At 43.8% G+C, this 15,664-nt stretch carries 13 protein-coding genes; 6 read left to right on the forward strand and 7 right to left on the reverse strand.

Features of this window, described 5'->3' with window-relative positions; genetic code table 11:
• Positions 1–38: 38 nt before the first annotated feature.
• The 3 genes from V7R55_RS18815 to rimK are packed head-to-tail and all read right to left on the reverse strand — an operon-like array spanning position 39 to position 2,468.
• Positions 39–473: an ATP-dependent zinc protease family protein gene (locus V7R55_RS18815; protein ID WP_334060861.1), complete on the reverse strand. Its 435-nt coding sequence runs from the start codon at positions 471–473 to the stop codon at positions 39–41.
• 15 nt (positions 474–488) lie between these two features.
• Entirely contained in the window at positions 489–1,520 is a 1,032-nt protein-coding gene (locus V7R55_RS18820; RefSeq protein ID WP_334060862.1) for a succinylglutamate desuccinylase/aspartoacylase family protein, read from the reverse strand.
• 42 nt (positions 1,521–1,562) lie between these two features.
• Complete coding sequence (gene rimK, locus V7R55_RS18825; RefSeq protein WP_334060863.1) at positions 1,563–2,468, reverse strand: 30S ribosomal protein S6--L-glutamate ligase; 906 nt, start codon at positions 2,466–2,468, stop codon at positions 1,563–1,565.
• Between the two features lie 543 nt (positions 2,469–3,011).
• Between rimK and V7R55_RS18830 the strand changes: the two genes are divergently transcribed.
• The gene (locus V7R55_RS18830) at positions 3,012–3,635 is read left to right on the forward strand and encodes a mechanosensitive ion channel domain-containing protein (protein WP_334060864.1); all 624 of its coding nucleotides are present in this window, start codon (positions 3,012–3,014) and stop codon (positions 3,633–3,635) included.
• A 60-nt stretch (positions 3,636–3,695) separates the two neighbouring features.
• Here the strand turns inward: V7R55_RS18830 and V7R55_RS18835 are convergent, their stop codons facing one another.
• Complete coding sequence (locus V7R55_RS18835; RefSeq protein ID WP_334060865.1) at positions 3,696–7,139, reverse strand: PAS domain-containing hybrid sensor histidine kinase/response regulator; 3,444 nt, start codon at positions 7,137–7,139, stop codon at positions 3,696–3,698.
• Positions 7,140–7,396: 257 nt separating this feature from the next.
• Here V7R55_RS18835 and V7R55_RS18840 point away from each other — a divergent pair, with 257 nt between their 5' ends.
• The 4 genes from V7R55_RS18840 to V7R55_RS18855 all read left to right on the forward strand — a co-directional run bounded on the left by V7R55_RS18840 (position 7,397) and on the right by V7R55_RS18855 (position 11,993).
• Positions 7,397–7,663, forward strand: coding sequence for a DUF4212 domain-containing protein (locus V7R55_RS18840; RefSeq protein WP_039216401.1), 267 nt, complete (start codon positions 7,397–7,399; stop codon positions 7,661–7,663).
• A 3-nt stretch (positions 7,664–7,666) separates the two neighbouring features.
• Positions 7,667–9,373, forward strand: coding sequence for a sodium:solute symporter family protein (locus V7R55_RS18845; RefSeq protein WP_334060866.1), 1,707 nt, complete (start codon positions 7,667–7,669; stop codon positions 9,371–9,373).
• A 98-nt stretch (positions 9,374–9,471) separates the two neighbouring features.
• Entirely contained in the window at positions 9,472–11,301 is a 1,830-nt protein-coding gene (locus V7R55_RS18850; protein WP_334060867.1) for a DUF294 nucleotidyltransferase-like domain-containing protein, read from the forward strand.
• Positions 11,302–11,306: 5 nt separating this feature from the next.
• Complete coding sequence (locus tag V7R55_RS18855; protein ID WP_334060868.1) at positions 11,307–11,993, forward strand: 3'-5' exonuclease; 687 nt, start codon at positions 11,307–11,309, stop codon at positions 11,991–11,993.
• A gap of 28 nt (positions 11,994–12,021) precedes the next feature.
• Here the strand turns inward: V7R55_RS18855 and V7R55_RS18860 are convergent, their stop codons facing one another.
• The 3 genes from V7R55_RS18860 to V7R55_RS18870 form a co-directional block, all read right to left on the reverse strand.
• Positions 12,022–13,008 carry a GGDEF domain-containing response regulator gene (locus V7R55_RS18860; RefSeq protein ID WP_334060869.1) on the reverse strand — a complete coding sequence of 329 codons (987 nt, stop codon included), beginning with the start codon at positions 13,006–13,008 and terminating at the stop codon, positions 12,022–12,024.
• A 206-nt stretch (positions 13,009–13,214) separates the two neighbouring features.
• Positions 13,215–13,634, reverse strand: coding sequence for an MAPEG family protein (locus V7R55_RS18865; RefSeq protein ID WP_334060870.1), 420 nt, complete (start codon positions 13,632–13,634; stop codon positions 13,215–13,217).
• A 238-nt stretch (positions 13,635–13,872) separates the two neighbouring features.
• Positions 13,873–14,379 carry a fasciclin domain-containing protein gene (locus V7R55_RS18870; RefSeq protein ID WP_334060872.1) on the reverse strand — a complete coding sequence of 169 codons (507 nt, stop codon included), beginning with the start codon at positions 14,377–14,379 and terminating at the stop codon, positions 13,873–13,875.
• Between the two features lie 320 nt (positions 14,380–14,699).
• On the opposite strand from V7R55_RS18870, the gene V7R55_RS18875 reads away from it, so the two are divergent.
• Positions 14,700–15,664: tetratricopeptide repeat protein (locus tag V7R55_RS18875; RefSeq protein ID WP_334060873.1), on the forward strand; the 965-nt coding region annotated here is incomplete at its 3' end.

Here is a 15,664-nt window from a genome sequence, read left to right on the forward strand (position 1 = left end):
AAGTATAACCCCTTTTTCATAACTGCTAAATGAAAGTGCTAGTCTTTTCCAGTAAGTAAAAAGTCGTGCTCGGGGTCTACAATAAATTGTCCACTCATTGCCTCTCTACCAAGTAGCATCAAGTAGGTCATTTCAGAGCGATCGGTAAGCGTTAATTGAATGTCCCATTGGAATCCGTCCATAATGATAGGTGTAATAATGACATAGCGTTTTTCACGTGTAGCTGTTGAACTTTTAACGCGCTTTTTGCCTTCAACTCTTGCTTCTCTGCGAACCACTCGCTCAACGTTATGGATATCTGGATGTATGTCAAACATTATCCAAAGCTCACCGTTGTGCTCAAATTCTTCGATGTTGTCTACGTGCAGTGACGATGTTGCCGCCCCAGTGTCAACGCGCACGGTTAAATCAGAAATGGCGAGTTTGGGCAAGTCGCACAGTTCTACCGCTCCTACAATTTTTTTGTTGTTCATTAATCTTCTACCAATTTATAAAACAGTACTCTGTTCTTGAGGCAATAAATTGTCTTGCAGTAATTCTACGTGTTCAGCAACAGTATCAGGCTCTGAGAAGTACGCAATGTGGTAAACGGCTTCACCCTCTTGGGTAAGCGGGATATTTTGTTTACCAATCACAACCCCTTCAGCAGGACTTTCAAGGCTGTCTAAATAATTACCAAATGGGTCCGCAATAGTGGCCAGTTTGTCGCCTTTTGCGACATGATCACCTAGTTGGGCAAGGTGATTGACAAAACCACTTTCAGGGGCGCGAACCCAGCCACTTTGTCTGGCAATGAAACGTTCAATACTATGGCCTTTGCTGCGACTTTTGTTCAACATGCCTAAATGGCGCATGGTATTGATAATACCTTTTACGCCCGCGCGAATAGAAAATTCGTCATAGCGCAGTGCTTGGCCTGCTTCATAAAGTAAAATTTTAACGCCGCTCGCACTGGCAGCTTCACGCAAAGAACCGTCACGCAACTCAGCATTAAGCAGTACAGGCACACCGAACGCCTTGGCCATCTCTAGTACTTCTGGATCGTCCAAATCTGCGCGAATTTGTGGCAAATTACTTCGGTGTATAGCACCGGTATGAAGGTCAATACCCACATCACATTTGCTTACTACTTCTTTAAAAAATAAGTTCGCTAAACGGCCGGCAAGTGAGCCCTTTTTACTGCCAGGGAAACTGCGATTTAAATCGCGTCTGTCAGGCAAATAGCGAGATTGATTCAGCACGCCATAGACGTTAACCATGGGGACAGCTATCAGGGTGCCTCTAATTCGTTCAATCGCTTTTGAACGGATAAGACGACCCACTATCTCAATCCCGTTTAACTCGTCACCGTGAATGGCTGCGCTTACAAACATAACAGGGCCTGGCCGCTTTCCTCGTTTAACATAAACAGGAATGCTCATATTGGTAGCCGTGTATAGTGGCGGCATCTCCAACTCAATCTTCTTTGTTTCGCCAGGGGCAATATTTTCACCCCCAATTTTTAAAACATCATTTACCACTAACGTTTTCCTATATTTACGTTATTGCGTAGGTTGAAGAGATTAGCCTTTTCCGCGGGTTTTCGTTTTGTGCGGCTCTGCGCTTTTCTCAATAAATTCAATAATCATGCTGGCCACGTCTTTGTTAGTCGCTTTCTCGATACCTTCTAAGCCCGGCGAAGAGTTAACTTCCATCACGACCGGACCGTTATTCGAGCGAAGAATGTCTACACCACAGCAGTTAAGCCCCATTGTTTTTGCGGCATCTACCGCCGTTTTGCGCTCTGCAGGGCTTAGTCGAACTAGGCTTGCTTGACCACCGCGGTGAAGGTTAGAGCGAAATTCTCCTGGAGCAGCCTGACGTTTCATAGCAGCAACTACCTTTCCTCCCACAACGAAGCAGCGTATATCGGAACCGCCCGCCTCTTTAATGAATTCCTGCACCAAGATACTGGCATTTAGCCCCATAAAAGCTTCAATAATGGATTCTGCGGCTTTTTGAGTGTCTGCCAATACCACACCAATACCTTGGGTGCCCTCGAGTAGCTTAATAACAACTGGTGCACCGCCAACGGTTTTAATCACGTCGTCAATCTTATCTGGGTGATGAGCAAAGCCTGTTCTTGGCATGCCAATGCCCTTGCGTGATAGAAGCTGTAGCGAGCGTAATTTATCACGTGACCGGCTGATCGCGACTGACTCGTTAAGGCTATAAGTTCCCATCATTTCAAATTGGCGAACCACAGAGGTACCGTAAAAGCTAACAGATGCACCAATACGAGGAATTACCGCGTCATAGTAGGGAAGTTTTCTGCCATTATAACGTACAGACGGTCGCGCGCTTGTGATATCCATGTAGCAGTGCATAGTATCGATAACATCGACCTGATGTCCGCGAGCCTGCCCGGCTTCGACTAAGCGTGAAGTGGAGTAAAGGCGTGGATTTCTTGAAAGAATAGCAATACGCATTATAAAAAAGCCTGTAGTTTGTGATTTATTTTGTCGTTTATTCGACGTGTCATTCGTCACGTTAGAACGTGATTACATCAACCTGTATAAATAATGACCCACTCAGAAGGCGCTGGCAAGTTTCCTAGCGAAGCGTGGGAATGCAGGAATGGCTGTTCCCTTTTAAATTCCCACAATAAAGCTAGGAAGCTTGCCAGACCTTTCCGAAGGGCGAGTTTAAAATGTCCGTACTCTTTGTTGTGTCACCTTGATGTAGAACCACTACACCTACGGTAATACGCCGTGATTACGAACATTTTAACTCTCGCTGGGCGGGTTATTATCTATACAGACTGGTGTCAAAATTTAGACAAGTCATTTTTGCGCGCATACTAATAGAAGTGGTAGGGGGTGTCTTACGAATAATTCTTGTTGTGTCGATTGCTTTTAATGCATGAACTTGTTTGATATTCACGTTAGCATTAAAGAGCGCTGGCTGTTTAAAAATAATATCAATAATTTTAGGTCAGTATGCTTAACGAAAAGAATTAAGGACTAAAGTTCATGAATGAGTGGTGGCATGGTTTTTTGGCGTGGTTAGTTCAGTACCAGTCAAACGTCGTGTTCAGTGGTTTGGTGTTGCTTATCTATTTGGCAATGTCGCGTAAGTTACTGCCAAAATTAGAAACTAATATCGTAAAGTCAAAGCTTAAATCTAACAGTGCATTAAAAGGGCTTTTTGCCGCTCGTGTAATTGTAGCTACTGTATCATTTTCTCTGCTGCTACTGGCATGGGGTATTGATTTCTCGGGCTTACTCGTACTTTCCACTTCGATCATTACGATAACCGGTGTTGCACTTTTTGCGAGCTGGTCGCTCATCAGCAATATTACGGCTTACTTTATTTTGCTTACAAATGTAGCGTATAGCAGGGGCAATTATGTACGTATTCTTGATGGCGATAACTTCATCGAGGGCGTTATTGCGGATGTTGGACCATTTAGCACTCGTTTAATTACCGCAGAGCGCGAGACGCTAATGTACCCCAACAACTTGATATTAACCCGCCCGGTTTTGCTTAACCCTAAAGAAAAGTGGGGGGCAATGGGTAAAGTGGTGGCTAAATCTAATGTAGAAACGCCGGTGGTTAGAGCAGAAGAAGCTAAACCGCACGACGAATTATTTTAGGTGGCTTCTTGCCCCATTAGTGCTAAAAAACGCTCAAGAAGCCATACAAACCACAATGTTCTAAACATTTTTGGCTTCTCTTATATAGCGCGTCATACTTTGGAGGAGGGCGCGCAGTTTCGCCGGTTTTAAGGGCTTGGCCAAGAAGTTAACGCCTTGCTCTTTACACTGAGTTACTAAATTCTCATCCGGAGTTGCAGTTATAAGCGCCGCCGGTACAACGATGTTCAGCCGGTGCCTTATTTCCTCAATTAGTGCCAGCCCATTTTTCTCGCTATCGTGACTGAGTTGAAAATCCATCAGTAAAATCTGGGGCTGTATAACTTCACAGACCTTCAATGCATCATCCCAGTTATTCGCCAAGAAGACATTAATCCCCCATTTTTGTAATAGAGTTTGCATGGCATCTAAGTTTTCTCTTTGATCGTCCACACAAAGTACATTCATTCCAGTGAATGTGGTACTGCGAGGTTTTACTATAATATCAGGCGCTTGTTTAGGCTCGGCTTTTTCGAGAGAAAATGCAAAGCAGCTTCCTTTTCCTACCTTCGAGTTAACCTTAATATCGCTGTTAAGCTGAAGACCTAAGCGGCGCACTACACCTAAACCAAGGCCCAACCCATGCTCTTTGCTCTCATTGGCGCGAAAGAAATCGCCAAATATGCTGTCTTTTTTATCATCTGAAATACCAATACCCGTATCGAGAACCTTGAAGTAAACGGTTCCCTTAACAGGTTTTACAGTAAATAGAACGCGACCTTTTTCGGTGTATTTCACTGCATTTGATAACAAGTTTTGCGTTATTCGATATAAATAGGTTCTATCCCCTCGTACCCAACAAGGGCGGATGATGGCTTCAAAACCAAGCCCTTTTTCACGGGCGCGCATGGCCATTTCATCTACCAGCGGAGAGAGAAGGGCGTTCACATCAATAGACTCGATATCAGGCTTCATTTCCCCCTGGTCGAGTCGAGCAATATCCAACAGTGTGCCTATCAGTGTTTCACTTGAGGTAACACTATGGCCAAGTTTCTGAATGATAGCTAAGGCCTGCTCAGACAGTTCCTGCTCTTCCAAAGCGCTCACGTAGAGTTTAGCTGCGTTAAGCGGCTGCAGTACATCATGACTTGCTAGGGCTAAGAAACGGGTTTTACTGGCGTTGGCATCTTCAGCAGCTTTTCTAGCTCTTATTAATTCTTTTTCCGCTTCGGAACGGCGTTCTATTTCAAGGCGAAGCTCTGCGTTAATGGAGTGCACTTCTTCAGTACGCTTCTTGATACGGGCTTCAAGATCAATGTTGGACTCTTCAAGTGCTTGCTGAATCTCCACATGCCCTGTGATGTCGTTGAAGCTTGTTACAAAACCGCCTCCGGGAAGTGGATTTCCTACCATTTCAATGACCCGACCATCTTTACGCTGTCGTGTGAATCGATGTGGCATGCCGGAGCGAAGATGTGCCAAGCGCTTTTCTACTTCAGCATCGACATCGTGAGTACCAAACTCGCCTTGAGAAGCGTTGTAACGTATGAGTTTTTCAATAGGCGTGCCCACAGCAAGTAAGTTGTCTGGGTAGGGATAGAGGTTGGCGTAGCGTTTATTCCAAGCGACCAAATTCAAATGTTTATCTACCACGCTAATGCCCTGGTCCATGTTTTCAAGCGAGGTTAATAGCGCTGTCATATTAAACTGCATCGCCTGAGTGGTATCGTCGAAAAAGTTAATTACCTCAGTAAAATCCATCTTCTTACCACGTAGCGCACTGTCTAGAAGTACTTTTGCACTAGAGGCGCCAATAACCCCCCCAAGGGCGCGTTCACAGAATGATAGAAACGATTCATTAGGCGTGTCAGTGTGGCTTAATTGGCAATTGTTTAATTGTTGATATTGGGTAAGAAGCTGATCGCAGCGACCTGTACCCATAAAAGTTGAAAGCAACGTGACAAGGTCAGAAACGGTAACGTTCGTCGCCTGAGCTTTCACTGTGTTGTTACTGGAGATAGCGGGGGAAACGAACGCTTCTGCCTGCATTCTGTCGATGAGGCGCTGGGGGGCAAAATGAGAAAAGAGTATGTATACCAGGCTATTTGCAGCCAAGCTAATCATTGCCCCTTGGCTTATGAGTTCGTTTTGCTCCATCTGCGAAACTTGCTCACTTACAATAGGAAGCACCAACCAAAGTACCCAAATTATAAGCCCTACCATAAGCCCTGCATAAACGCCGTGAGCATGAGCGCGCTTCCAATAAAGACCGCCAACGATGGCTGGCATTAGTTGAATAACCAGTGAAAAAGCAATAAGGCCAATGGAGTGAAGAGAGCGGCTGCTTGTCATTTGCTGGTGGTATAAAAAGGCCATTAATAAAATGAAGGCAATAACGATACGGCGGATAAGCCGAATCTTTCTAGATATGTCTTTTTTGTCATCGGTATTGCCGGTAAACGCTAGAATACGTGGCAATATCACATCATTAGTAAGCATGGTGCTTAAGGTAAGCGTGGCGACTATGATCATAGCAGTAGCTGCAGACAGCCCACCTACAAATACAATCACCTGAAGAAGCGCAGATTCCGAAAACATTGCCAGAGACAAGACATATGAGTCAGGTTCAATGCCTTGGCCAGCAAAAATGGCTTTGCCGGCGATAGCAATAACAGGAATAACCGCGGAAATAATGGCTAGGTAGAGTGGGAAAAGCCAACGCGCCGTGCGTATGTGCCCAAGGCTTAAGTTATCGATAATGGCGACGTGAAACTGACGAGGTAAGCAAACAATGGCTGCTGCCGCCATGATGGTTTGTGCAATGAAGCTAAATGAACCGAATTGAGCAAGAGCGATCTCGTTAGTAAAACTTTCGAAAAATGCACCAGATTGAGTTCGCTTCCATGCGCTGTAACCCACAATAGCAACCAGTACCAAAGCAAGTAGCTTGATGGTCGACTCAAACGCTATGGCCAACATCAGGCCACGTCGATATTCTGTTACATCAGTTTGGCGTGTACCAAAATAAATGGCAAAGGCAGCAATAAACCCCGTGGCGGCAATGATAATGCCATTGCTATTGGGCTGCTGCGTTAACAGTTGAAAAGTAGCGCCTACCGCTTTTAGCTGAAGAGCTATGTAGGGAATAGTTGCGAGTAGAGCAATCAGAGTAACGACTAAGGCGACGGTTTGGCGCTTGCCGTAGCGTGACGCAATGAAGTCTGAAATGGTTGTAATATGCTGCTTTTTACTTACCAATGTCAGTTTATAAATAAACTTGTATCCCAGTACGTAAACTAAGATGGGCCCAAGCATAATTGGCAGGTAAATCCATGTATCTCTGCTCGCTTGCCCCACCATGCCAAAGAAAGTCCAAGCGGTACAATAGATTGCCAGAGCTAGTGAATAAATGGCGGGATGAGAAGTTAGTGCTCTCGCTGTAGGCGAGTTCTTCTCTCCCCAACTTGCCAATGAAAACAGCAAAAAGAGGTACAAGACTGCAAGCGTTACCCAACCAAAAACCATAATCTTCCCTTAACCTACTTTTAACAACTGTGCCGATATTATAATCATTTCGACCATGGTCTACCTACGACCATGGTCTCATTTTGAAATTCTCACCTCAGGTCTAGAGTAGTAGCTGACCTCCTAAATGCTTGACTTTTGCTGCTTTGTTTCTGCTTTATGCAAAAGCTTCAAACGCAGCAATAACGTTAACAAAGCCGAGCGTTAGGGAATTGTAAAATCATAACAACTAGTTAACCTGACATGAGGGTGAAACAATGGCATTTAGAAACGAAGAGGACAAAAAAGCCTACTGGAGTGAAAACCTAGCGCTCCTAGCTAAGCTTTTAGTCGTTTGGTTCATCGTATCATTTGGTGCCGGCATACTGTTTGTCGATATCTTAAATGAAATTCAGTTTTTTGGCTTTAAATTAGGCTTCTGGTTTGCACAACAGGGCTCGATTTATGTATTTGTTGCATTGATCTTTGTCTATATGGCGAAGATGAACGCCATGGACAAACGCTACGGCGTAGATGAGGAGTAAATCATGGACGTTCAAACTTTAACATTTATTATCGTTGGCGCGTCGTTCGCGCTGTATATTGCAATTGCAATTTGGGCTCGCGCTGGTTCGACTAATGACTTCTATGTAGCGGGTGGTGGCGTGCCTCCTGTTATGAACGGTATGGCTACGGCAGCAGACTGGATGTCGGCAGCATCATTTATTTCGATGGCGGGTCTTATCTCATTTATGGGATATGATGGTGCGGTATACCTTATGGGTTGGACCGGCGGCTATGTTCTATTGGCACTTTGTTTAGCACCTTACCTACGTAAGTTCGGTAAGTTTACGGTACCTGACTTTATTGGTGATCGTTACTATTCACAAACAGCACGTACCGTTGCGGTATTTTGTGCCATTTTCGTATGCTTTACATACGTCGCAGGTCAGATGCGTGGCGTGGGCGTGGTATTCAGCCGCTTCTTAGAAGTGGATATTGTGTCTGGCGTTGTTATTGGCATGGTGATCGTGTTCTTCTACACCGTACTTGGCGGCATGAAAGGCATTACGTACACACAGGTAGCACAGTACTGCGTCATGATCTTCGCGTATATTGTTCCTGCTGTGTTTATCTCAATGATGGTTACAGGCCATATTCTTCCACAAACCGGTTTTGGCGCTACATTAGCGGACGGTTCGGGGATGCATATGCTACAGAAACTCGACAATTTATCCGTCGAGCTCGGGTTCAATGAATACACCTCGGGGACAAAAAGTACTATTGATGTATTCTTTATCACCTTTGCACTAATGGTGGGTACTGCGGGTCTTCCACACGTTATTGTTCGCTTCTTTACAGTGCCTAAAGTTCACGATGCGCGTAAATCTGCAGGTTATGCCCTAGCGTTTATCGCAATTCTGTACACTACAGCACCGTCGCTAGCAGCATTCGCTCGTGTAAATATGATTGAAACCATTAATGGTCCAGAAATGACGGGCACTAGTTATGCAGAAGCGCCGTCGTGGATTAAGAATTGGGAACAAACTGGCCTTATCGCGTTTGAAGATAAAAATGGCGATGGCAAAATGTTCTACTCGGGTGATGAGCGCAACGAAATGAAAGTTGACCGCGACATCATGGTATTAGCTAACCCTGAAATTGCGAACTTACCAGCGTGGGTGATTGCACTAGTTGCGGCAGGTGGTGTGGCAGCAGCACTGTCAACGTCCGCAGGCTTGCTGTTGGTTATTTCAACTTCTGTTTCCCATGACTTACTGAAACGAAACTTTATGCCAAATATTACCGATAAAGCCGAGCTGATGTATGCGCGACTTGCTGCTGGGGTGGCCATTGTCATAGCAGGTTACTTCGGTATCAATCCGCCAGGCTTTGTTGCGCAGGTGGTGGCATTTGCCTTCGGATTGGCGGCATCGAGTTTCTTCCCGGCAATTATTATGGGTATTTTCAGCAAGCGCATGAATGATAAAGGGGCTATTGCTGGCATGATTTCAGGTATCGCCTTCACTGCGGCTTACATTATTTACTTCAAGTTTGTAAATCCGGCTGCAAATACGCCTGACAACTGGTGGTTTGGTATCTCTCCTGAAGGTATTGGCACTTTAGGCATGATGGTGAACTTCATTGTGGCTTTCCTAGTGTTTAAAGCAACAGATGAAGCGCCAGAAGAAATCCAAGAATTGGTTGAGAGCATTCGTTACCCTAAAGGAGCGGGTGAAGCATCAGCGCACTAAGTTAGTATTGCCTTAAGGTAGGCTTTAGCTAAATAAAACCAATCTACTGGCGAAAGTGAGTAGGTTGGTTTTTTCTTTTTGTGAAACGGACAACCTCTATGACTGCAATGGCTAAACAAGTTGAAGACTTTCTTAATACGTCTGCGCCTTTTGATGTGCTGGACAAAGAGCAGAAGCTACAGCTTGTAAAACACACAGAGCTAATCTATTTGACTGCTGATAATGTGGATCAGGTTCTGACGAGTAAGGTCGCGCTTTTTCTCATTCAAAGCGGCCAGTTTTCAGTGAAAGACTCTGACGCTCCCATCCGGCATTTAAGTGAAGGTGACTATTTCGGTTACGCAAATATTATGGATGAGCGAAATTTTCCATTAAGCATAACGGTAGACAGCCCAGGGCTAGTCTATTGTTTTGAGGCGTTAGCTGTCGAACCTTTATTAGAGATACCTGTAATACGATACTTTTTTGAAGGACTTAGCAATAACGCTCTTCAAAATCACGCTATTGCAGATAGTAATTCAATGTGGCTTTACAAGGGACTTTTAGAAGTTATTGAAAAAGCCCCCGTCTCCGTGGACGCTCAAACCTCTATTACGGCAGCTGCTCAATTAATGACATCGCAAAAAGTCTCCTCTTTATTGGTAACTGAAAAAGAGAAGCTAATTGGTATTATTACTGACCGCGATTTAAGATCGAGAGTGGTGGCAGCCTGTTTAGACCCTCATCTTCCAGTGAGTCAAATAATGACAGCTAACCCGGCTCAGATTATGGGTAACAGGACCTTATTTGACGCTTTAGCGCTAATGACGGAAAAAAACATTCACCACTTGCCTGTTATTGAGCATCAAACGCTAGTCCCTCTTGGTATGGTCACCGCCAGCGATATCATTCGTCATCAGCGAGGTAACGTACTTTTCATCATTGGTGAGCTAAGCAAAGCTGATAATCTTTATGAACTTACTCGCCTGTCGTGGCAACTGCCTCACTACTTTTCGGCTCATGCGAAAAAAGCGGGTGATTACGATATTGCAGGGAAAATATTGTCACAAGCAACCGATATCATGACCAGAAAGCTAATTGGTTTCTTCCAGCAGGCAAATGGAAAAGCGCCCATGATGTTTGCGTGGCTGGTGTATGGTTCTCAAGCCAGAGAAGATCAAACGATGGGCTCAGACCAAGACAATGGTTTACTTCTGGCAAAACGACCTAGCGAAGCTCAATCCGAGTACTTTTCAAATATGGCAGAGTACGTATGCAACGGGTTGGCGAAGTGTGGCATTAAGCTTTGCGATGGTAATATTATGGCCAGTAACCCAAAGCTTAGGCTTTCCCTCGACGAGGCACTAGAAGAAGCTAAACAATGGGTAAAAGCGCCCACTAAAGATGCAATTATGCACTTTAATATTTTTCTTGATGTGCGGTGTGCTGCGGGCGATGTAAGCTTATTTAAGCAGCTTCAAAAACAGCGGGCTCCTTTAATGCAACAAAACATGTTTTTAGCCGCTCTTACGAGGCATAGTAACGAAATATCGGTGCCTCTTTCCATGTTCCAAAAGTTTGTTTTTGAGAAGGGAAGAAAAGAAAAGGACGTTATTGATCTTAAGATCCGCGCTGTTGCTTTAATAAACAATATTGCAAGAATTTACGCCCTCGCAGATGGCGTCACCTTACCTAACACGCTTGCGCGCTTAGACGCATTATCAGCCAGTTCTCAACTTTCAAAACGCGACGCTGCTAATCTTAAAGATATTTGGTTGTTCCTCAATCGTCTACGCTGGCGTCATCAACTTGAAAACAAAGTTACCGACAATCGCGTGTCCATATCAAGCCTGTCATCAATTGAAAAGCATCAGCTAAAAGCGGCTTTTAAAGCGATAGAAAGAACTAATCAAGCTATGGTGATGAAGTTCTCAGGTGGCGTGAGTTAATCGCTATGATTAAAAGATGGATAAAGGCGTGCGCACAGACGTTTACGGGGAAAACTAAGCTGAAGCAGCGCCTTCGTGAATTCAATGTTTATAGTACATCGTTTACGGCAGTAGATTTAGAGCTCACTTCACTAAATCCTTCAATCACGCAAATTACCTCTGTTGGCTATGTGAGTGGTATGGGCGGGCGTATTGATTTGTCGACGAGTGGCTATCATGTCATCAATACAACTGCAGACTTAGGGCAAAGCCCTGTGATTCACGGGTTAACCCGCGATATCTTGCAAAAAGGTGAAAATTTAGCAGATGCACTTGATGTTGTCGCACCGCTATTCAAACAAAACATACTCATTTTTCATAACGCTAGACTGGACTTAATGGCTTTAGACAGAGCTTATAAACAATGCGCTTTACCAAAGTTGGAGGTGATTTATATTGATACTCTTCAGCTTGCGCTGTATCAGCTAAACAAGCAGCATCAGGTTTTGCCAAGTAACAGTGCGACGTTGAGTGTATGCCGTCAACGCTTAGACCTTCCTGCTTTCAACGAACATAATGCGCTAGACGATGCTTTAGCTACACTTGAGCTTTACTTCGCCCAATTGGCAGAATTAGGAATAACAAAAGAGGCTACGCTAGATTGCCTTATTCACACAGGCGCCATAGGTTGCACTAAATTAGGTAATGAATAGAAACTATAGTATTTCGGCTATAAAGCGCTTAACACTGTTCTTGAGCGTCCGATGAGAATGCGTCGTTTTTGGTTTTATTAATCACCGACAGTGAAGGGGCAACTAAACAGTTCCGCCCGGAGGTTTTAGCGGCGTACAAGTTTTTATCCGCTTCCAGCATTACGAAGTCAATCGTTTTGCCATCGTTAGCGGTTTTTATCGCTAAGCCAGCACTTAATGTTACGCGCTCATATTCAGATGAAGTGTGCGGAACGTTAAGGTTATAGACAGTTTCTAAGAGGCGCTCAGCAACTGCTTTTGCACCCTCCAAATCAGTGTTGGGCAACATCACTAAGAACTCTTCACCACCGATCCTCACCAATTTATCCATAGGCCGAAGGAGTGCGTCGGTAATTGTTTTACTTACCTTCCATAAACAGCTATCGCCTTCCAAATGCCCATACATATCGTTAAAAAGCTTAAAGTGGTCGACATCAAATATAATCAAAGACAGTGGAGTAGCATTGCGTTCGCTGTCTTTAACAAGTCGGGGAAGATAATCGTCCAAATAGTGTCTGTTGTAGGCGCCGGTGAGTTTGTCGATATAGATTAGTTTTTCTAAGAAATCACTTCTGAGCTTGTGTTGAAGATGAGACTTCACACGGTTACGCAGCGTGCAGGCGTTGACGGGTTTAACAACAAAGTCTACACACCCTGAATCCCAGCAGCGTGATTCTTCCTCTTCTGTTGATGAAGAAGTAACGAAAATGACAGGTATATTCTCACACGATTGTTTTTGTCGAAGCAGCCTAGTGGTTTGATGCCCATCCATTTCTGGCATGGAGACATCCATAAGGATCAAGTCAGGCTTGTTGTTCTTGCAGTACTCGATCGCTTCTTTCCCCGAGCTCACAGAATAACACTCTACAATTTCTTCAAGTAGAGTTTTTAAAACGAGTCTGCTGCTACCTTGGTCGTCGACAATTAAAACGCTGCAATCAGCTAAGGTCCGATCGCCGACTTGATCGATGTACACTGGGGCTCCTAACACAAATATGTGCATTCAGTTGTTAAGAATACGCCCGTATGCCGAAAAGAACATTAATCAAAAGTGTAATATTTGGGCGTAGAATTTAGTTCTCTGCTTATCCGCATCTTCGAAAGAGTTTTTAATACGTCAGGCGTTTTTTCAAAATAAAAACATAATTCGTAATATAAATGGGGAGGTGAAGCCGTTTGTCATCATAGAAACAAACTAAAAAACGCCAATCCAAAAACCCCGAGTGTACACAGGGTGCCCAGCATATAAAAATAGCTTCTTGGGCTAGGGTTCTTTTCTGTGGCAATAGCATAGTACAGTGCCATATGAACGATACGACTTAGCGCGAAAGCCCAAACTAAAATAGCAAGTATGTCTGTTGGCGCGCCAAGAAACATACAAAGCAGAGCGGGGAGCGTAAATTGGTGAATATTTTCAAGCGAGTTGTGAAATGTTCGGTGGCTTCTAAATACAAAACTATCGTGGCTCAATTCTTCGCTGACTTTACCGGGAATGTAACGCGACTGTTTTCTATGCGCCACCGCGGCTACGATGTTTTGAACAAACACGGTTAAACTAATAACTAATAGTCCTGCAATACTGTATGTGTAAACCGTGAACATTTGAACTCCTTCTCTGGTTTAGTGAAAAACCTTATATGTTTTTAAACGCAGTAATACCGAGTTGATTGACTCTATCCACTTAACGTTCTTGAATGGCAACAAGGCAGTTTTAAAGCCCTTGTCGAATTGACTTTGTTTACGCGGTAATTATTGGAAGAGATCGATAAATGTTTATAAAAAAACATAGACCCACTGACGTCGGTCTATGCTCATCTTTTTATGACTGTTATAAATGGACTTATAGCGATGCTTTTACGTCGTTTGGAAGTAATACGGTATCAATAACATGAATAACGCCATTGCTGGTCATAACATCAGCTTTGATAACTTGAGCGTCATTTATCATGACCTTATTCATTGTAGTAGATACCATTACCTTACTACCTTCTACCGTAGTGGCATCAGAGAGCGCTGCTACATCTTTTGCTGTTACTTTACCGGCTACCACATGATAGGTAAGAATTTTTGTTAGCGTTTGCTTGTTTTCAGGTTTAAGCAGCATTTCAATTGTTCCATCAGGTAATGCTGCAAATGCATCATCGGTCGGCGCAAAAACGGTAAATGGACCATCCCCTTTCAATGTACTGACTAAATCAGCAGACTTAACGGCGGCCACAAGTGTTGAAAACATATCATTACTAGCAGCAGTGTCGACAATATCTTTTTGCTTACCTTCTGCATGATGACCCGCGAAAACGCTTGTGCTCAGTACAATTAAAAATAACGCACTCATTAACTTCTTCATAATCTTTCCTTCAATGTGTAAATGGGCTTCAAATGAAATTCACCATCCTTCGGATCGCCTACTACTTAAAGACAGCCACTGAAAGCTACTGAATTGAGAGTTGTTACGGCGATACCTAACAATTTGATGATTAACTTTGTGTAATGCTGATAAAGGAGCGGCTAGTACCGAAAGAGGGTGAGGGATACATCAATAAGTTAGCTTACGTCTTACTTATTTCTTGCCATAAAGTGCAGCCCTGCAAGTTGTAAATAAAATGTAAATAATGAGTGTGGGTGCTATAATTATAAACTATCGAGTGACTATAAAAGGTTCCTGGTATGAAAGCTCGAGTAGTTTCTCTATTACTTTTTTTAGGCTTACTCAGCGCTTGTCAGTCCACGCAAGAGAATAGTGTAGCGGCAGCGCCGACACTATTAAACGATAGCTTGTTTTCTTCTCATCATTTATTTCCCGTCGAGTCTATCGATGATATTTTTTTTCTGGGAGAAGACGCTCGTATCTTTGCTGAAAATGCGGTGTATGAAAAAAGCATTACGGGGAAAAATGTAAAAGGGCTAGTCAAAGCTATTTTTGATCATTCGGACTACGGCGTGCTGTATCGCAATAGTGCGAACACGACAGCAGACAGTACATTTAATAATCGTGCAGCAAACTGTTTATCCCTATCAATTATGACTTATGCACTGGCTGAGCATGTAGGCTTAACCGCGACTTTCTACGAAGTAGATATTCCTGAGTACTGGACTAGAAGGGAGGGTTATAGCTTGCTAAATGGTCATATCAATATGCGAATCTCAATATCTGAAGCCAACCACGTAACATCGATTGGACGTTCATGGGCAGACGTAGACTTTGACCCCCAAATGTTGCGCAATTACTTTCCTAGAAAGCCAGTGTCAAAAAACAAAATTGTATCTATGTACTACAACAACAAAGGGGCTGACGCGCTTGTTGCCAATAGGTATACACGGGCTTATAGCTATTTTCGCGCCGCCGCCACATTGTCCCCTGAATTGCAGCAAAGCTGGGTGAACCTAGGCGTTCTTTACAGAATGGTGGAAGCTTATGATCAGGCGGAGATGACTTATAAACACGCTCTCTCCATTAATGAAGAAAACCTAACAGCGTGGGAAAATCTATCTATTCTTTATACCCATCAAGGCAGAGATGAGGAAGCAATGCAGATCACGCAAATGGTCGAAGCAAAGCGTAAAAATAACCCTTTTTATCATTACATTTTGGGAGAGCAAGCTTTTGATGCAGGGAATATTGCAAAGGCAAT

The sequence above is a fragment of the Alteromonas sp. S005 genome (assembly GCF_036864475.1).
Taxonomy (GTDB): domain Bacteria; phylum Pseudomonadota; class Gammaproteobacteria; order Enterobacterales; family Alteromonadaceae; genus Alteromonas.